The following is a 21036-nucleotide window of genomic DNA, read 5'->3' on the forward strand; positions in this document are numbered from 1 at the left end:
ATATAAGCATGTACTATTGAAGTATTTGAAGATCTATCTATTTAATATAATATTTTGTTATTTATCGTAGATATAATAGATTAATAATTATTAGTTCCTAGATTTAAATAATTGTATAATAGTTAAATTAAAAAAGGGGAATAAATTTATAATGAACTTTGATAAGTTATTTAGTTGTCTACAGAATTATTTAGTACCTTTTATGATTAAGACATCTAATCAAAGACATATTCAAGCGATTAAAAAGGGATTAGTAAGTACTATACCTGTTACTTTTATTGGGAGTATTGTAATAATATTAAGGTATGCTCCTATTAAGTTTAATATAGCTGGTAGTAATTCTTTTTTTAAATTCTTATTATTATGGAGAGAATGGTCTGAAGCAAATAATGAAGCAATTATGAAGTTATTTAAGGTGACTGTTGGAATTTATAGTGTCTTTTTAGTATTGGCTATTAGTTATAATTTAGCAAGGGAGTATAAGCTAAAGGAGATAATTGTTACTAAAGTTGCTATAATAAATTTTTTAATAGTATCTGTTGAATTTGATGATAATTTATTTATAATAGATAATTTGAATGGACAAAATTTATTTACAGCAATTATAGTAGCTATTTTGACAGTGGAGATAATGAGGAAATTAGATAATATTGAGGTTAAATTAAATCTAAAAATCAATATACCTCCAGCTACCATAGAAGTTTTCACATCTTTAGTTCCTCTTTTATGCTCTATTTTATTCTTTTATTTCTTGGATTTTGGAACCCATAGGATAATTGGAATATCATTTCCTGAAATAATTAATATTATTTTTGATTCTATAGTTAGGATTGTAGATACGCCCATAGGAATCTTTTTTTTCGGTATGTTAATGCAGTTATTATGGTTTACTGGTATTCATGGTGTTACAATGGTAGATGCTTTTTTAAGACCGATATTAGAGTATAATTGGATGGTAAATCTTAATTTATATCTAGCTGGACAAGAGATGGATAAGATATTTACAATTCAATTCTTAAATTTTTACATGTTGATTGGTGGTGCGGGAACTACTTTAGCTTATTCGTTTTTGTGTTGGAGCAGTTCAGCACAACAGTTGAAAAAGATAGGAGAAACCAATTTGATTTCAAGTCTATTTAATATTGATGAATCTCTTATCTTTGCATCACCTTTGGTATTAAATAAAATTCTGTTCATCCCTTTTGTATTTGTACAACCTATTATTGGTGTATTAGCATATCTTATTATAAGTTATGGAATTGTACAAAAGAGTTTTATTAGGGTTCCTTGGATAATACCAGCTCCTTTAGGTGCTCTTTTATCTACTTTAGATTGGAAGGCAGCTATATTAGTAATCTTTTTAACATTATTATCAGGTGGATTTTATTATCCATTTTTCAAAAAATATGAGAATCATCTTATAAATAAAGGTCAGGGATAATTTGATTAGGTTAGGTATTATTTCTTTCTAAAGTATTGATTTAAAAAAATTAAATAATACTTGAAATATAACCTGACCTTTGTTATAATTTAGTTAATAAGGAGCTATGGTGTTTTCAATTTTAACTCTCTTTATTTATAAGACTTAAGATATATAAGGTTATAATTATACAACTACTATTTAAGAGGGTGTTTATTTTTATGGGGTAGTGGTATACACCACAACACCTAAATCCCTCAATATATAATTCCTTAGGTCTGCAAACTCAATAAAGGTTATAGAACTATAAGGGTATAAGAGAATGATTAACTTGTAATGCTTATAATTTTTTTGAGTATGGTGGTATACACCTGTAACCATTAGCATGTCGATGTCTGGTTATCTGCTATAAGAGTATAAGAAATTACTATTTTAAAGTGATATAATCTGCTAAAGCTATATCTTCTTCTATAAGCTAAATAAGGCAGAGAATTACATAAAGCAGGAAGGTATAGAGATTATTTATTTGCTATAATAAATTATTAAATTTAAGTATGAGATGGTTAATTTTATAACAAACATTAGTAATTATGAGCAAGAAATAGGTAGTAATACTATAAGTTGCTTAGCTAATGTACTTATAAAATTAGCTAAAAATCAATTTTATTTTAGAGGAGGAAATAATAATGAAAAAAGATAGTTTAAAGAGTTTAGCTATTATGGGGATGTTGATTTTTGTGCTATTATTATCAGCTTGTTCATCAAAGGCACCTGAAACTTCTCAAACTCCAGCAAATAATGAAAAGGTGGCAGAATCTACCGAAAACACCGATTCAGGTCCAATAACAATTAAGGTTGCTTCATGGGCAGATGAAGCTATGGTAGATGTTGTTATCCCTGCTTTTGAAAAGAAATATCCTAATATTAAAGTTGAGCCAGTAATAACAGAGATTAATGAACATCATAATTCATTGTTAACTAAGATTGCAGCTGGTGCAGAGGTTCCAGATGTAGCATTTTTCGAAATTGCTCACATTGGAAAATTTTCTGGTAAAGGTGGGTTTGTAGATTTGTCAAAAGCACCTTATAATGCAACTCAATATAAAGATAAAATTGTTCCTTATGCATGGTCGCAAGGAATGACTCAAGACGGTAGAATGCTTGGTATTCCAACAGATATAGCTCCTGCTACTATCTTTTATAGAAAAGATAAGTTTGATGAATTAGGGGTAAGTATTGATGATATTAAGACTATGGAGGATTGGATTGAGGTTGGAAAGAAATTTGCTAAAGATATAGATGGAGATGGAACTAATGATAGATGGTTAATAGCAGATGCAACAAATATTTATAATATGTATGCTAAGAGTGGTGGAACAAGATACTTTGATGCTGAAGGAAATTCTATAGTTGATTCTCCAAACTTTGTAAAGGCTTTTGAAATGGCTAAGAAAGTTAGAGAGTTAGGTTTAGATGCTGGAATTGGAGAGTGGAGTAATGAATGGTATGCAACATTCCAAGAAGGAACAGCATTAATGGCACCTTCAGGAGCTTGGTTAGGTGGACATATTAAAGGTTGGATAGCTCCAGATACAGCAGGCAAATGGAGAGCGACTAACTTCCCTGATGGAATGTATGCAAGTTGGGGAGGATCCTTTGCTGGTATTCCAGCAGATGCTAAGCATAAAGATGCTGCTTGGAAGTATATTCAATTTGTTGCTACAAGACCAGATATTCAATTAGCACAGTTTAAAGCTTATGATATGTTTCCTTCTTTAACAGAAACTTATGACAGTCCAGTATTTGATGAAGGTGATGAATTTTATGGTGGTCAGAAGGTTAGAAGACTCTGGGCAGAAACAGCAGCAGAAATACCAAATGTTATTACAAACGTTAATGATATGATTGCTGAAAGAGCTTTAGGAACTGCTTTGACTGAAGTTTTAGAAAATGATAAAGATCCTAAAGTAGCATTAAAAGAAGCTAAAAAGATTATTGAAAGAAAGACTCAAAGAAGATAAGTAATAAGTAGGGGTCGTAAATTTACGACCCCTTAAAAGAAGGAGGTTAGAATATGAGATTGAGCAAGAAAGTGGCACCATATATTTTTGTTTCACCATTTTTTATTCTTTTTGCTGTATTTGGGATTTTCCCAATTTTATTCTCTTTTTACTTAAGTTTTAATATGTGGGATGGAATGTCTGCTATGAGGTTTGTCGGTCTTGGTAATTACAAATATGTTTTAAGCGATCCTTTATTTTGGAAATCACTTTACAATTCATTCGTTATCTTTGCTTTAACTACAGTTCCTCAGCATGTAATAGCACTATCTTTGGCATTTATTTTAAATTCAGGTTTAATAAAATTTAAAGAGTTCTTTAGATCTGCATACTTTTTACCATATATAACCTCTGCTATAGCAGTAGCTATGATATTTGGGCTTTTATTGGGTCAACAGTTTGGAATATTAAATACTATTATAAAGCTATTGGCTACTTTTCCACCTATTAAGTTCTTATTTGATTTATTTAATATTCAATTACCAATAGGGTGGGTGACTAAACCTGAATGGATTAAGCCTTCAATTGCTCTATTGATAACATGGAAATTTACAGGTTGGAATATGATTATTTATTATGCTGGGTTACAAAAGATACCAGAAACTTTATATGAAGCTGCTCGAGTTGATGGAGCTAACTTACGCCAGATTTTCTTTAAAGTTACTTTGCCCTTATTAAGACCTATTATCTTCTTTGGGGTTACAATGTCTATTATTGGTAACTTACAGATCTTTGCCGAAGCTAGACAACTAGTTGGTGCTACAGGTGGAGCATCTAATGCTGGTTTAACTACAGCAATGTACTTATATAATACTGGTTTTGAGACCCTAGATTTTGGAGCAGGGAGTGCGATGGCCTATATTCTCTGTTTTATAATAGTTCTATTAAGTTACTTTAATAATAAATTCTTTAGAAGTGAATAGATAAGGAGGGGAAATAGATGGAGAAGATAGATGTGGAGTACAATGAAATTGGTACTTCAAAGGTTAATACTGAAAAAGTTTGGAGTAAGATAAAGACAGGACTGATGTATTTTGTTCTGGTATTGGGGGTAGTAATTACTATATTCCCTTTTTATTATATGCTTGTATTAGCTACTAAAAGTAACGCAGAAATTTTTAGTTTTCCTCCACCACTCTGGTTTGGAGATTCTTTTTCTGATAATCTAAGTAGATTATTGAGTGTTATGCCTTTTTATAGAAATATTTTAAATAGTATATTTGTAGCAACGGTAGCTACAATTGCTACTGTATTCTTTTGTTCTTTGGGAGGTTATGGTTTTGCCAAATATGATTTTAAGTATAAGGAGAAATTATTCTTCATAATGCTAGCAACAATGATGATTCCTGGATTGTTATCTATTATTCCATGGTTTATCATGATGACCAAATTTGGATGGGTAAATACATTTAAACCTTTAATTATACCAGGAATGGCTAATGCTTTTGGTATATTCTTAATGAGGCAGTTTATGGAGGATATTCCAGATGAAATTATAGAAGCGGCTAGGATAGATGGCTGTGGAGAATTTGAGATATTCTTTAGAATTATTCTACCGATGAGCTTACCTGGATTAGGTACTTTAGGACTTCTAACCTTCCTTACTTCTTGGAATAATTATATGGCAGCATTATTGATTTTACAAGACAAGGCAATGTATACGATTCCAGTGGCTCTTTCCAAATTAGGAGGAAAGGTAGATAATGATTGGGGAGCACAAATGGTAGGGACAACTTTAGCTATTGCACCAATTATAATCGCCTTTGTAGCTGCTTCTAAACAGTTTATCTCTGGAATAACTGAAGGTGCAACTAAGGGATAAATTTAGAAATTTAGCTTAAAAATATATACTAATTAGAGTGAAAGGTAAATAATTATTGTTAGGAGAGAAAAGATGAGTAGATTATATTTTCCAAAAGATTTCATTTGGGGATCTGCGACTGCCGCTTATCAAATAGAAGGGGCTTATCAAGAAGATGGTAAGGGAGAATCAATCTGGGATAGGTTTAGTCATACACCTGGCAAAGTAGCAAATGGTGATACGGGAGATGTAGCCTGTGATCATTATCATAGATATAAAGAGGACGTAGAGTTAATGAAGGAAATAGGTCTTGATAGTTATCGTTTCTCTATATCATGGCCACGGATATTACCAAAAGGTAAGGGAGAGATAAATCAACAGGGTTTAGATTTTTATAGAGGTTTAATTAATGAACTCTTAAAAGCTGGAATTAAACCTGTAGTTACTCTTTATCATTGGGACTTGCCACAGGCTTTACAAGAAGAAGGTGGTTGGGCTAATCGTGAGATAGTAAAGCATTTTGTAAATTATGCTGAAATTTTATTCAATGAATTTGGAGATGTTGTTTCCCAGTGGATTACTCATAATGAACCTTTTGTAGTAGCTTTTAATGGGCATGGTTCTGGAGATCATGCACCAGGAATTAAAGACCAGCAAGTTGCTTTACAGGTTGCTCATAATCTGTTATTATCTCATGGCTTGGCAGTGAAAAAATTTAGAGAGTTGAAATTGGATAATGAGATAGGAATTACCTTAAATCTTATCTCTTCTTATCCTATTTCTGATAATGTAGAAGATAATAAAGCAGCTAAAAGAATGGAAGATTATATTAATGGTTGGTTTTTAGAACCTTTATTTAAAGGTAGGTACCCAGAGAGAATAGTTGAGTTTTATGGAGAGAAGTTTAATAACTTGGATATCAGAGAAGATGATATGGGGTTGATTAAAGAGGAGATAGACTTTTTGGGCATTAATTATTATAGTCGTTCTTTAGTTAGGTATAATAAAGATTCTAAATTTTTAGGAATTGAAGGAGTAAAACCTCAAGATAGCCAATATACAGCTATGGATTGGGAAATTTATCCTAAAGGCCTCTATGATCTCTTAATTAAATTAAATCAAGAGTATACTCAAAAGCCTCTTTATATAACTGAAAATGGTGCCGCTTTTGATGATAAAATCTCTGAAGGTGGTGGTGTCCATGATCAAGATAGAATTGATTATTTAAAAGCCCACTTTCAAAGTGCCTATAAGGCTATTCAAGAAGGAGTAGCATTAAAAGGATATTATGTCTGGTCATTGATGGATAACTTTGAATGGGCTTATGGATATAGTAAACGCTTTGGAATAACATATATAGATTATGAGAATAATCAAAGGAGAATTTTAAAAGATAGTGCTTATTGGTATAAAAATATAATAGTGAACAACTCTTTAGAAGTTTAAACATTAATAAATAATAAGTATAGTCAGTAAGGCTAGGTTTAATATAAGACCCTGACAATAAAAATAGAGAGGGGAGAATAGGTTTATGGCAGAAGAAAGATGCAAAGCTTGGGAGTTTATTGGAAAGAATGGGGAGTTTAGATTAGAAGAAGCAGATAAGAGTAGTTATCTCTACTTTCCCTTAAGCAATGAAGCGGGGATGATGTCTGTGGTTACTCCTAAGCTACATGGAGATATTAAGACAAGTCAGAATACTTTTGCTTTAATGCCAGTTTCTGTGGAGGACTTGCATAATACTAAATCAGCTAGAAACTTCTGGTTGAATATAGATGATGAGATAATATGGTCTGCTACAGGGAATTCAGCGCAGCAGATAGCTCTACATTTTAATCCCGAAGATGAGAAGGTTACTGTAGAAGCTGGCTTATTGTGGCATAAGGTTATTAGAGAGAATGAGAAGTTGGGAATTAAATCGGAAATAACTAGTTTTGTTCCAGCTAATGATGATACAGTAGAGTTGATGGAGGTTAAAATCACCAATATAGGAGAGAAAGATAAGAAGATAACTCCTACAGCAGCCATACCTATCTATGGTCGGTCAGCTGATAATCTACGAGATCATCGACATGTGACCTCTTTGTTACATAGGATTAAGACTATAGATAGTGGTATAGTTGTCAACCCAACACTATCCTTTGATGAGCGGGGGCATCAAATTAATGATGTAAGCTATGGAGTTTTAGGGTCGAATCAAAATGGAGAAAGACCTGTAGGGTTCTGCCCAATTGTAGAGGATTTTATTGGCGAAGGTGGAAATTTGGAGTGGCCAAAAGCTATTGTTAAGAATTTAGATGTCTATTGCCAAGCAGGAAAAGAATTAGAAGGCTTTGAATCTATTGGAGGACTAAGGTTTAAAGATACTATATTAAAAGCTGGAGAAGAAGAATCGTATATAATCGCTATAGCTATTGGTGAAAACGTTGATATTGTGGATAGCTTGGCAGAAAAGTACTTAAATAAGGACTTATTTGATAATTATCTAAGTCAAAACAGAGCTTATTGGGAAGAGAAGATTAATAAAGTACAATTTAAATCTGGTAATCCAGATTATGATAACTGGATGAAATGGGTTACTTTACAACCGATTTTAAGAAGAATTTATGGTTGTTCCTTCCTTCCACATCATGATTATGGTCGTGGGGGAAGAGGATGGAGAGATTTATGGCAAGATTGTTTAGCTCTTCTGTTGATGGAGCCAGAAGGGGTAAGGGATTTATTATTGAATAATTTTGCAGGGATTAGAATTGATGGGAGTAATGCTACTATTATTGGTTCTAAGCCAGGAGAGTTTATTGCTGATAGAAATAATATTAGTAGGGTATGGATGGATCATGGCTCTTGGCCATTCTTAACTACTAAGTTATATATCGACCAGAGTGGAGATATAGACTTCTTATTAGAAGGGCAGACCTACTTTAAAGATGCTCAGATCTATCGTTCTAAGAGGAATGATGAAAACTGGGAGCCTGAAGATGGTAATAAATTATTAGATAGAGAAGGTAATATTTATAAAGGAAGTATTTTAGAGCATATGTTAGTTCAGCATCTGACATTATTCTTTAATGTAGGAGAGCATAATAACTTTAAGCTAGAGGGTGCTGACTGGAATGATGGTTTAGATATGGCTGAAGAACGAGGAGAGAGTGTAGCTTTTACGGCTTTATATGCTAGTAATTTATTGGAGATGGCTAATTTATTACGTGAGTTAGCAGAAAGAAGGGAGATTAATAAATTAGAGATTGCCAGAGAGATGAAGCTCTTATTAGATACATTAAATAATAAAGTAGATTATGATTCAGTAGAAGCTAAGCATAAGCTATTAGGTCAATATTTTGATAGCTGTGTTAGTAGAGTTTCAGGTGATAAGGTTGAGATTTCTATTGAAGAATTGGCTAATGATTTAAAGGTAAAGGGTAATTGGATTATAGATCATCTGCGGAAGAATGAATGGATTAAAAATAATGAAGGTTATGAATGGTTTAATGGTTATTATGACAATGATGGGAAGCGCCTAGAGGGTGATCATCCATTAGGTACAAGAATGACTTTAACAGGACAGGTATTTACTATTATGGGTGGGGTTGCTACTGATGAGCAGGTAGAGAAGATTGTTAAAGCTGCTGATCATTATTTAAAAGATGATATAGTTGGTGGATATCGTTTAAATACCAACTTTAAAGAGTTAAAGACCAATCTAGGAAGGTTGTTTGGCTTTGCTTTTGGGCATAAAGAGAATGGAGCAATGTTCAGTCATATGGCTGTAATGTATGGAAATGCCCTTTATCAACGTGGTTTTGCCAAAGAGGGCTATGAGGTTATAAATTCTATTTATAGACATTGTAAAGAATTTAAGACAAGTAGAATATATCCTGGTATACCAGAGTATATTAATCAACGCGGAAGAGGTCTATACCACTACCTGACAGGTTCTGCTAGCTGGCTGTTGTTAACAGAAGTAACTCAAGTTTATGGAGTTAGAGGGGAGTTAGGCAACTTAGTCTTGAACCCTAAATTATTAAAGAAGCAGTTTGATAATGAGGGGAATGCCAACATCTATACTCTTTTTGCTAATCGACCTATAAATGTAATCTATAAGAACCAAAAGGAGCTTGAATTTGGTGAGTATAATATTATAGATATTATAATAAATGATGAAGAGATTAATTTTGAAATAAAGGATCAATCTGCAATAATTAAAAAAGAGTTAATAGAAAGATTATCTTTAGATGATGTTAATGAGATAGAGGTTATCTTGGGTTAACTATCTATGGCTATCGAACTTTAGAGTAAAATTTAAATATATCGGATTAGTTCTTTATACTAACACAAGATATTATTATAATATTTTACTTTTGATATAATTCAAAAAGGAAGTGGAATTATGGAGGCTCACAAAGAATTATTAGAAGTAAAAGAGTATATTGATGAAGGGTATAAGCCTGTAATTGATTATGGTCAGTGGAGAGTAGCGATTTTAAATTACTGTGATGAGTTACTTCCTCAAAAGATTACTAAGATGCAAAAGCATCTTCAGACCGATGAGGTATTTATCTTATTAGCAGGTAAATGTATCTTATTTATTGGTGAAGGTGATGAATCGGGGGTTACTAAGATACATGCTCAAGATATGGAGCCACGGAAGATGTATAATATTAAGCAAGGAGTATTGCACACCCATACTTTAAGTCAAGATGCTATGGTCTTGATTGTAGAGAATAGAGATACAGATTTATCCAATTCGCCAGAGGTAGATTTAAGTGAAACTCAACAGGATAAATTGGTTGAGTTAACAAAATCCCTTTGGAATAACAATAACAACTAGATAAAAAATATAGCCGTTTTATAAGTAGTTATTTAAAGAAATAGTATTAGGAATTGATAAGTTATAAGGAGGTAGATAAAATGTCTCAAGATTTCTTCTTAAATAAAGATGGAAGTTTTGTTATAGAGAATTACCAGAACAAACGTACTTTTGCAAGTTTTTTACCTGGTATTGCTGGCAAATTGGGAATTCCTATCTGGGCTTTTTATGTTAATCGTGGTCAAGGAATTGCTAGCTTTGGATCAAAGGATAAGGATAATCCAATTATGGAGTTTTATCCAGCTAATAAATCTTATCAAAATGTTGAAACTAAAGGCTTTAGAACCTTTATTAAACTCAAAAAAGATGGAAAAGAACTTGTCTATGAACCCTTTAGAAAGTTAGTTGATGGTGTGTCCACTAAAATGACTATCTCCCTCCATTCACTAACTATTGAAGAAGAGAATTTAAACTTAGGATTCAAGGTTAAGGTTACTTACTTTATCTTACCTAATGAGAATTTTGGTGCTCTAGTCCGGAGGGTTAAATTTCAGAATATTAGTGAGATAGAGCAGAAAATAGAGGTCTTAGATGGGATGCCAATCGTTATCCCTTATGGTATGGAAAATGGGGCATTAAAAGAGGTGAGTCAGACAATCTCTGCTTGGGCAAAGGTCTATGCTTTTGAAGATAAGACCCCTTTTTATCGTTTAAGAGCTTCTGCTGAGGATGAGGCTGAGGTTAAAGAGATGAATGCAGGTAACTTTTATATTTCTTTTGTTAAGCAAGAAGAAAACAATCAGTTATTGACCCCTGTGGTAGATCCAGATTTGGTATTTGCTGAGATGACTAACTTAGAAGAGCCAGTAGGCTTTGTTAGAAATAGATTGGCTAATTATAGTGGAGAGCAAATCTTAGAGAATCGTTTCCCGATGGCTATGGCTGCTGTTGAACATAATTTAGCGCCAAAAGAAGAGATAGAAATCAATTCAGTTTATGGACACCTTGCTAATCAAGATAGATTATTAGAGGTTAAGGAGAAGTTATTGACTGTTGATTACTTAAATCAAAAAGAGGAAGAGACGGTACGAATTCATAATTATTATGCTGATCATATCTTTACTGTAAGTGGTCAACCTACTTTAGATGCCTATAGTCGCCAGACATTTATAGATAACTTATTACGTGGTGGATTTCCAATCAGCCTAGGAAATAAAGAGAAGACTTATCATATCTTCTCCCGTAAGCATGGGGATTTAGAGCGAGATTATAACCATTTCCTATTAGAGCCTACTTACTATTCACAAGGTAATGGTAACTTCAGAGATGTAAATCAGAATCGGCGTTGTGATAACTTCTTTAATCCAAGTGTTAAAGAAGATAATATTAAGGTTTTTGCTAACTTGATTCAAGCTGATGGATATAATCCATTGGTAATTGAAGGAAGCAAATTTTATCTGGCAACTGATGAAGCTAAGGATAAAGTATTAGAGCAAGTAGATGAAAGTAGTAAAAAAGTTTTAGCAAAAAGATTGAATAAGGCATTTACCCCTGGAGAAATTGCTGTATTCATAGATGATTTCAATCTAAATATTAAGCTACCTATTGAAGAATTTATTGATTTATTAATAGATAATTCTGACTCTTGGACTGAGGCTAAACATGGTGAAGGCTATTGGATAGATCATTGGACTTATACTTTAGATTTAATTGAAAACTATCTAGCTATTTATCCAGAGAATTTGGAGAAGTTATTATTTGGTGAGGGCTATACCTTTTATGATAATTTTACTAAGGTCTTGCCAAGGAGTAAAAAATATCTCTTAACTGATAAGGGACCACGCCAATATGAAGCTGTTTATGAAGATGATCAGAAAAAAGAGCTAATTTCTAATAGAGATAGATTACCTTATTGTGTTAGAAAAGATAAAGGAGAAGGTGAGATTTATCGTACCAGTTTAATAGCTAAGCTACTTACCTTAGTAGTAAATAAAGTATCTACTTTAGATCCTTATGGTGTTGGGATTGAGATGGAGGCCAATAAACCAGGCTGGTATGATGCCCTTAATGGATTACCTGGGATCTTTGGTTCTGCTATAGCAGAGACTATGGAGTTAATGAGACTTGTGGAATTCTTAAAGGTTTCCTTAGAAGAGTTAGGATTAGATGGTAATCAGGTAATTAAGTTACCAAAAGAGCTTTATAGTTTTTATCAAGGTTTAGAAGATGCTTTAGATGTCTGGACCAATAATCAAGATAATTTTAAATATTGGGAAGTAGCTACTTCTTTAAGAGAAAGTTATCGTGATGAAGTATTTATGGGCTTTGCTGGGGCTGAAAAAGAGTTGACTATCGAAGAACTTAAATCTTTCTTTACTAAGGTACTAGATAAGTTAAATTATGCTCTTGAAGCTGCTAAAGAGGAGGATACTGAATTATTTACTATGTACTTCTCCTATGAAGCTGTTGACTTTGAAGAGACTGGAGAGTACTCAACTAAAGGATTATCTTATGTTAGAGTTAAGGAATTCAAACAGCATAGATTACCTGCCTTCTTAGAAGGTCAAGTAAGGGCTATGAAGATATTAAAAGATAAAGAAGAAGCTCGTAAGTTACATGAGAGTGTCCATAATAGTGATTTATATGATCAACCTTTAGGGATGTATCGAGTTAATGGAGATATCTCTAGTGAATCCCATGAGATTGGTCGTGCTAGGGCATTTAGTCCAGGCTGGTTAGAGAATGGCTCTATCTGGTTGCATATGGAGTATAAATACCTATTGGAGCTATTAAAGTCTGGATTATATGATGAATATTATCAAGCTATTGACTCTGCTTTAGTTCCTTTCCAAGACTCTAAAATCTATGGACGTAGTATACTAGAGAATAGTTCCTTTATTTTAAGTACTCTTAATGGAGATAAGAAGAATCATGGGCGTGGATATATTGCTCGTTTAAGTGGTTCTACTGCTGAGTATATCCATATGTGGTCATTAATGTGCTTTGGTGATAAACCATTTACTATAAAAAATAAAGAGTTAGTTTATAAGCCTAATCCTAAGTTGGCTAGTAAGTTATTTACTAAAGAAGATAAGAGAGTTAAAATACAAGTCAATGAATTTAAAGAGATAGAGGTAGATATTCCAGCCAATAGTTTTGCATATCGTTTTTTAGGTAAGACTTTAGTAGTCTATCATAACCCTAAAGGAGGCAATACTTTTGGTGATGATAAAGTAGAGATAAACAGCTATAAGTTATTGACTAAAAAAGGTGAAGAGGTTGTAGTTGAAGAATCAGAAGTAAGAGCTGACCTTGCTAAAGAAATTAGAAGAGGTGAGGTTAGTAGAATAGATATTTTCTTAAGCTAATTTTATCTTGAAATAGGTTGTTGAATATCTATAGAGTGTTTGGCAACCTATTTTTAAAATAGGACTGCGTTAGGGAATATATTGGAATTTAGGTATAATTTATCTTCTGATGGTTATTAACTTAATATCAAAATAACTATTGAAAAGATGGAATATTTATATTATAATAGAATCATCTTTTAGAGGAATTAAGCACATAGTTATAATTAAATTTCTATAATTGATAAGCTATTATTTTATATCTAGTATATGAAATAATAGGACTATTAAATTTTTAAGATAGTGGTATAGACCTCTATAAGTAAACCAAATATGTCATTAGCATGGATTTCTAATGGTTCATACTTATATAAAAGATATTGGATACTAGAAAATTAAGCAATGAGATCAAAGGAAGTAACTGCTATAGGTAATTATTAGAGCTAGAAAATCTAATGATTTTAATAATCTTGTTATCATATGCATTTAAGAAATTTTAGTAGAGTGTATAAATAATTAGATTATAATTTATTTTTGGAGTAGTGGTATACACCTCTACAAGTAAACTTAATATGTTGTTATTATAAAATTGAAGTGATTCATTACTTAGATAAGCCAGGTGTTAAATATTGTTAGTTAATGATATTTAACAGCTTAATAATTAAATTTCAATTACTAAATTAAAGGGGGATAGTTACTAATATTAATATTAATTTGAATTATAAATAAGTTTATAAGCCTATAAGTCCTAATAATTTAAATATGCAAGGAACTACATTAAAAAATTTAAACTTAATTAATATTAGGAGGGGTTATTTATGAAAAAGATTTCCTTATTACTTACTTTTGTGTTAATTTGTTCATTAGCGTTACCTGCTTTTGCAGAGACAGAGATTGAATTTAATGGAGGTTTATGGTTTACTTTTGATGAATTTACAGAGGTTGATGGTAAACCTTTTTATTCAATGAATGGTAATACTAATATCTTTGGAACTGGTGATTGGAAGCAATCTACAAGTGATAATGGAAATGATAATCGAGAGAAGTTTGAAAGTCAGTTAGTATTGAATACTAAAATCAAAATAGATGATATTGTAACAATTGATGTTGGTTTTGAATCACTGACAGATGAGTTTGTTGGTTATCCTAACGGTACTGGAGCAACTAGAGTACAAGAGGCTCCAACTGTAAGAGATAATCCTCCAGTCCAGTTAAAGGACTTAACTCTAACTGCCGATACTCAATACGCCAAAATAATAGCTACTAATAACTTTAATTATAATTTCAATGAAAGAGTTTTAGCTACTCAATTTGAAGATAACTGGGGAGAAATGAATCCTTATGGTGAAGGTATATTAGTACAGACTGATATAGCTGGAGTAGCTACTCAAGGATTTATCTTCCAAGCTACTAAGAGTCAAGCTGGTACTGCTAGTAGTGCTGGAGATGATATAATAGTTAATAATCATGAGACATTTAAGAAGGCAGATAAATTAATTTATGGTGCAGATTTGAAGAAGGATTTAGCTAAAGGAAAGGTTGGAGCTCTTATTATAAATACTCATGATAAAAGTTCTGATGAACAAGGTGACAACTTTGATAAAGACCTTGATAACTTACATTTAGCCATTAATGGTGAGTATAGTCTGACAGATAAAGTTACTTTAAATGGTGAATTTATCACTGCTCAATATGGTGATGATGTAACAGAGGTTATGAACGTACATAACCTTCCTTACCCATCAACTGATTTTGGCCCTGAACACATTATTGGTTATGATTTAAGTGGTGCAGGTGCTAAGGAAGATACTGATATATTTGAGGTTGGTGCTACTGTCAAGCCATTACCTAATTTAAAGGTTAATACTTTTTATAAGAATGTAGGAGAGGATTATATAGCTGTAATTGGTGCAGACCATGATATGGATTCTTGGTTTGGAGATGCTAACTTTAATTATGGAGATGGTAATGGATACGAGAAAGGTTTAGGTTTGAATGTAAGTTATGACTTGAAAACATTCTTTAACCCAACACTTACTTTAGATCTAACTAATTATGAGATGACTAGAAGCCAATTAAATAATGCCCAAGATGATACAGAAAGAGAGATTGAAGCTGGTGTATCCTTTGGAGATGGACCTTGGAGTTTAGGAGCTTCATATAGAATTATGACTAGAGAGAATGATGACTTTGATGTAGATATGGAATATAATGACTTTAATGTAAATGGTTCATATAAGCTAATTAATGATGAAAGATTAACAGCAGATATACATGGTGATATCAACTACTATACTGGTGATGATAAAGCTATTAACCAGAACTTCTCTACTGAAACTAGGTTTAAATTAGGAGCAGGAAGTAGCTATAAATTAAATGAATTGGTTACTTTGACTAGTAGTTATGACTTTGGTTATGCAACAGAAGATAATGATGTAATCAAAGATGCTAGTGGTCAACAACATTTAATTAAGTTAGGAGCAAGCTATAAGATTACTGAAAATACTAGCTTTACTGTAATGTATAAATATGACAACTATAATCTAGATAGAGAAGCTACTGCAGAAGAACTACAGAATTCAGTATATAAAAAAGAAGCAGAGCATCAATGGTACGATGGTGGAGAAAGTTGGGAACATGAACCTGCGGAACAGGGAGGTTATGCTTGGGATTATGGCCCAACTATCAAGAACGTTGCTCCAACTTATAGTGGATATACAACTCATGAGATTAAAGCTACTTATAATATAAACTTCTAAATTATATTTAAGCTTTAAGAATTAAAATTTAAGCTTATTAAGTGGATTTCATAAACGAAATAATAGATTATATTATGAAGATATGAAATCCACTTTTACAATAATTTTTAAGTTTAGCTTATATGTATAAATGAAATTTTAGTTGACTAACATAGATAACTAATGTTTTTAAAGTTCAATCAAATGAAAGGGGACTAATAATGGATTTGAATAAAATCAAGGTAATCCAAACAGTAAAAGATACAGAGGATAGGTTAACAGAAAAGGATTCATTAACTTTTCAGAAAGACTATCAAGAGAATCTACCTTTGATAGAGATTAATAGGAATAAGAAGTTTCAGGAGGTTATTGGTTTTGGAGGTGCCTTTACAGAAGCAGCTTCTTCAACGCTAGATCAATTGAGTCCCCAAAAGCGTCAAGAAGCGATAGATGCTTATTTCCACCCAGAAAAGGGTATTAATTATACCTTTTGTAGAACTCATATCAATAGTTGTGATTTCTCTTTAGGCAATTATGCTTATACTGAAACCCCTGGTGATGTAGAGTTAGAAGACTTTACAATTGAAAGGGATAGAAAGTCTTTAATTCCCTTGATTAAAGATGCTTTAAAGACTAAAGGTGAAGATTTTAAACTATTTGCTTCTCCCTGGAGCCCTCCTGCTTGGATGAAGACCAATGGGAGAATGAACAATGGTGGAAGCTTAAAGGATGAATATAGAGAAGTATGGGCAAAGTACTTTGCTAAATATATCAAAGAGTATCAAAAAGAAGGTATAGATATTTGGGGAGTAACAATCCAAAATGAACCAATGGCAACAACTCCTTGGGATAACTGCATTTATACTGATGAACAAGAGAGGGACTTTGTTAAAATCTTAGGGTCAACATTAAAAGAAGAGGGTCTAGAAGATATTAAGATTATAGTCTGGGATCACAATAAAGATATTATGAAGTCAAGAGTAGATACTATTATGTCTGATCCTGAAGCTGCTAAATGGGTTTGGGGAGTAGGTTTTCATTGGTATGGTCCAGAAGATAGTGAGTCTACAGTAGACAATGATGTGTTAGACTATACTTATGAGACTTATCAGACTAACTTAGTATTTACTGAAGGATGCAACCCTTATTACAATATTGATCAAGATAATTTAATTGGCGAGTGGTGGACTGGTGAGAAGTATGGTAGACATATTATTGCTGATTTAAATCACTGGACTGTGGCATGGTGTGACTGGAATATGTACTTAAATGAAGAGGGTGGACCAAATCATGTAGGAAATCTTTGTGATGCACCTATCATGGCAGATAGGGAGAAGGATATTCTATATTACAATACGCCTTATTATTATCTGGGGCATTTTAGTAAATATATCTTGCCAGGTGCTAAAAGGATTGAATGGAAGTCTGATATAGGAGAATTAAATATTACTGCTTTTGAAAATACAGATGGAAGTATAGCAGTTATAGTGATGAATGAAACCGATAAAGAACAGACCTTTACATTAAAGGATGGAGATAGAGCTGTTAAAGTAGTAAGTCCAGCTCATTCTATTCAGACATTGTTATATTAAGAGTATATAAGATAATAAGAAAAAGAGAAGCTAGAATCTCTTTATAGTCACCTCTTATAATATACAGATTAAAATATTATAAGGAGGGAAAAGATGAATAGATTATTTTCTAAGAAGGGATTTGCTGTACTAATATTTTTAGTAATTGGCTTAGTAGCTGTGGTAGGATGTAATGGTAATGAGGTTAAAGGAGATATGTCTAAATTGACAGTAAGCATTACTGATGTTGATTCCGCAGATAGCCTAACAGCTACTGTAAAGATTTTAAAGGGTGGTAAAGAGGTAGGAAATAAAGAAGGAAGTAATGTACAATTTAATTTAGCGCAGGGCAACTATACAGTTGAGGTTATTGATGAGGCTTATGAAAGATGGACAAAGGATATATCTATAATAACTGATTCAATATTAGATGCTAAATTAAATGCCCTTAATCTAGTGGGCAATGGTACTTTTGATCAAGCATTATCAGATGCAGTACCAGCTGATGGTAGTGGAGACCTTCCTCAAGGAAGCGTAGACACAGAAGGTAGTTGGATCTATTTCCAAGGTGCTGGTGGCTCTGGCAATGCTACTATACAGGATGGAGCTATTAAAGTTGATGTAAGCCAAAATGATGCAGGATATTCTGTACAATTATTACAAGGTCCACTTACTTTAACTAGAGGAAGTAAGTATAAGGTTCAATTTAAGGCTAAAGCTAGTTCTGAGATGGATTTAACTGTTAAGGTTGGTGGAGTAGCAGATGCAAATTGGGGAGCTTATCTTCAAAAAAATGAAAGCTTAACAAGTGAATGGACTACTTATGAATTAAACTTCACAATGGAAACAGAGACAAATAAGAATAGCCGGTTTGAGTTCTGGCTACTAAATCCTGGAACCTACTATATAGATGATGTTAGTTTAATTAAGACTGGGGAAGTAGAACTAGTAGATGAGGGGTCATTGACTGAAGCAGATGAAGATAAGGTAGAGAATTGGAAACTTGTTAAAGAGTATAGTTTTGATTCTAAGGTAGACTTAGCTGATTGGAGATTTGAAGTAGGAAATGGTCAGGCTAAGGGTATCCCAGGCTGGGGTAATGCTGAATTAGAGTATTATACTGATGGTGAAAATGCAGAGATAGTAGATGGTAAATTAGTACTTACAGCTAAAGAAGAGAAAAGAAGCGATGAGTATGGAACTTATAACTATACTTCTACAAGAATGATTACTCAAGATAAGTTTGAATTTACTTATGGTAGAGTGGAAATTAGAGCTAAACTTCCAGAAGGGCAAGGAATCTGGCCAGCTATTTGGATGTTAGGTGCTGATATAGCTGAGAACCCGTGGCCAGACTGTGGTGAGATTGATATTATGGAGTTAGTTGGTTATGAACCATCAACTGTTCATGGAACAATTCATGGTTCAGGACCGAGTAAAGGTAGTGCCTATACTTTAGAAGAAGGCAAATTCTCTGATGATTTCCATGAGTTTGCTTTAGAGTGGGATGAAGATGAGATTGAATGGTATGTAGATGATACTTTATACCATGTAGCCAATGCAGCAGAAGTAGGAAGCACTTGGGTATTTGATCATCCATTCTTTCTAATCTTAAATATTGCTGTTGGTGGAAATTGGCCAGGTAACCCTGATGCTAGTACAAGATTCCCACAAACTATGGAGATAGACTATATTAAGATTTTTGAAGATACAAATTCAGAGTCAATTACTGGTCAAGAAGTATGGAATAGTGAATATGAAGATAACTACGATGGAAATCATAGTTCAGAAGAACCTAATGCTACTTCAGTTAAAGCAGGTGTAATTGTTAATGGTAGCTTTGACAATGAAATTGCCGATAAATTAGGTGTTTTAGGCAACTGGTATGTATGGTCTGGTGAAGGTGGAGCAGTCAGTGACTATGGTGTAGAAGATGGTGAGTTCAAGATTGATGTTACTGCTCTTGGAGGTCAGACTTGGGCAATTCAATTTGTACAAAATTTAAAGTTAGATAAAGGAGATTATAAAGTCTCTTTTAAAGCAAGAGCAGAAGATGATAGAGATATAATAGTGATGGTACAAGAAGATGGAGGGGCATGGACTGTCTATGGTGAAACGAAGCCAACTTTAACTAGTGATATGACAGAGTATAGTTTCGATGTATCAATGAGTAGAGATGATAGTCCAAAATTAGTCTTCAGCTTAGGAAAGACTGAAGATGGAAGACCAACTACGATTTATATTGATGATGTAAGTATTGAAGAAGTTAATTAATAAGGTTTATTTATAGATATAAGTTAGTGTAACTAGGAGAGAATAAAGACCTACAATAGACTCTATTATAGAGTTACAAGTATACTAAGATGGTTTTTAGAATAAATAAAAAAGATTAAAATTTTCCAGTGTTTTAATCGAAGATGTAAGGAAGTTTTTAAAGTTGTTGTTTTACCCCTTAAAGATAGATAAGAGAAAGAGATTGATCTCTTTCTCTTATTAAATAATGACTAATGATGGTTATGAGATAAATTTATTATATGGACTAATTTTATTAATTCTTATTTGACATATATAGATTTGTGAACCTAAAATGAAATTTATCCAATATAGTATCTAGAACATATAACTTTTGTCTATAACTTAATATAATTATAAAACTTTTATAGAAATATTAATACTGGAAAATTTCAGTCTAAAGTCACGAACCTATATAGATAAACAACTCTAAAAAGAAATATAAGAAATACTTTGCTACAAATTTACACAGATTAACACCAATTAAAATTAATAAAGACAGTAATTGATGAAAGATCAAAGAATTTAGCTAGTTATAATTAATGATCTTAATAAACTATATGATTGCTTTTTGTATTTTTAATTTATATGTTAGCTATATTAATCCGTGATTAATAATTTTTTGGATTTGTTTCATTTTAGACTTTGGTGTCTATAGATTAATTTGAATCTAAAATATTTATTTGTTAACTAAGTTTTCTTTAATTTAATTCCTATAGATATAAAAAGGGAGGAGAGTCCCTAACTCTTCTCTCAAAAAACAAAATTATTTTGATTAGACCTTTAAATAAATTGCCACAATCTCTTTTCTGATCTTAATATTCAAACTCTTAAATTTAAAGATTTATATTTAATCATAATTAATCTTTATGAATAAAGGTATCTGATTAATTGTTATCTTGTTATAATCTTCCTTATATATTGATATTCCCTTTCTTATTTATTTTTTAACCTATTAAAAAGTTTATCGGTATTTTTATAGTTGCTATTAGGTATCATT

At 32.3% G+C, this 21036-nt stretch carries 11 protein-coding genes; all 11 read left to right on the top strand.

Annotated features, from left to right (window positions below):
- Nucleotides 1-151: 151 nt before the first annotated feature.
- Nucleotides 152-1441, top strand: coding sequence for a PTS sugar transporter subunit IIC (locus U472_RS08095; protein ID WP_068717337.1), 1290 nt, complete (start codon nucleotides 152-154; stop codon nucleotides 1439-1441).
- A gap of 665 nt (nucleotides 1442-2106) precedes the next feature.
- Complete coding sequence (locus tag U472_RS08100) at nucleotides 2107-3441, top strand: ABC transporter substrate-binding protein (protein WP_068717339.1); 1335 nt, start codon at nucleotides 2107-2109, stop codon at nucleotides 3439-3441.
- Nucleotides 3442-3494: 53 nt separating this feature from the next.
- A complete protein-coding gene (locus U472_RS08105) occupies nucleotides 3495-4403 on the top strand; it encodes a carbohydrate ABC transporter permease (RefSeq protein WP_068717341.1) in 909 nt (302 codons plus the stop codon).
- A 17-nt stretch (nucleotides 4404-4420) separates the two neighbouring features.
- Entirely contained in the window at nucleotides 4421-5302 is an 882-nt protein-coding gene (locus tag U472_RS08110) for a carbohydrate ABC transporter permease (RefSeq protein ID WP_068717343.1), read from the top strand.
- A gap of 72 nt (nucleotides 5303-5374) precedes the next feature.
- The gene (locus U472_RS08115; RefSeq protein WP_068717345.1) at nucleotides 5375-6727 is read left to right on the top strand and encodes a GH1 family beta-glucosidase; all 1353 of its coding nucleotides are present in this window, start codon (nucleotides 5375-5377) and stop codon (nucleotides 6725-6727) included.
- 85 nt (nucleotides 6728-6812) lie between these two features.
- A complete protein-coding gene (locus tag U472_RS08120; protein WP_068717347.1) occupies nucleotides 6813-9548 on the top strand; it encodes a GH36-type glycosyl hydrolase domain-containing protein in 2736 nt (911 codons plus the stop codon).
- Nucleotides 9549-9668: 120 nt separating this feature from the next.
- Nucleotides 9669-10109, top strand: a complete 441-nt coding sequence (locus tag U472_RS08125) for a hypothetical protein (RefSeq protein ID WP_068717349.1) — start codon at nucleotides 9669-9671, stop codon at nucleotides 10107-10109.
- A gap of 80 nt (nucleotides 10110-10189) precedes the next feature.
- On the top strand, nucleotides 10190-13456 hold the full coding sequence (locus tag U472_RS08130; RefSeq protein WP_068717352.1) for a hypothetical protein: 3267 nt from the start codon (nucleotides 10190-10192) through the stop codon (nucleotides 13454-13456).
- A 797-nt stretch (nucleotides 13457-14253) separates the two neighbouring features.
- Complete coding sequence (locus U472_RS08135) at nucleotides 14254-16194, top strand: porin (RefSeq protein ID WP_068717354.1); 1941 nt, start codon at nucleotides 14254-14256, stop codon at nucleotides 16192-16194.
- 200 nt (nucleotides 16195-16394) lie between these two features.
- Entirely contained in the window at nucleotides 16395-17765 is a 1371-nt protein-coding gene (locus tag U472_RS08140; RefSeq protein WP_068717356.1) for a glycoside hydrolase family 30 protein, read from the top strand.
- 93 nt (nucleotides 17766-17858) lie between these two features.
- On the top strand, nucleotides 17859-20018 hold the full coding sequence (locus tag U472_RS08145; RefSeq protein ID WP_083189827.1) for a carbohydrate binding domain-containing protein: 2160 nt from the start codon (nucleotides 17859-17861) through the stop codon (nucleotides 20016-20018).
- Nucleotides 20019-21036: the final 1018 nt, after the last annotated feature.

Origin of the sequence: Orenia metallireducens (assembly GCF_001693735.1) — a bacterium.
GTDB classification, from domain to species: domain Bacteria; phylum Bacillota; class Halanaerobiia; order Halobacteroidales; family Halobacteroidaceae; genus Orenia; species Orenia metallireducens.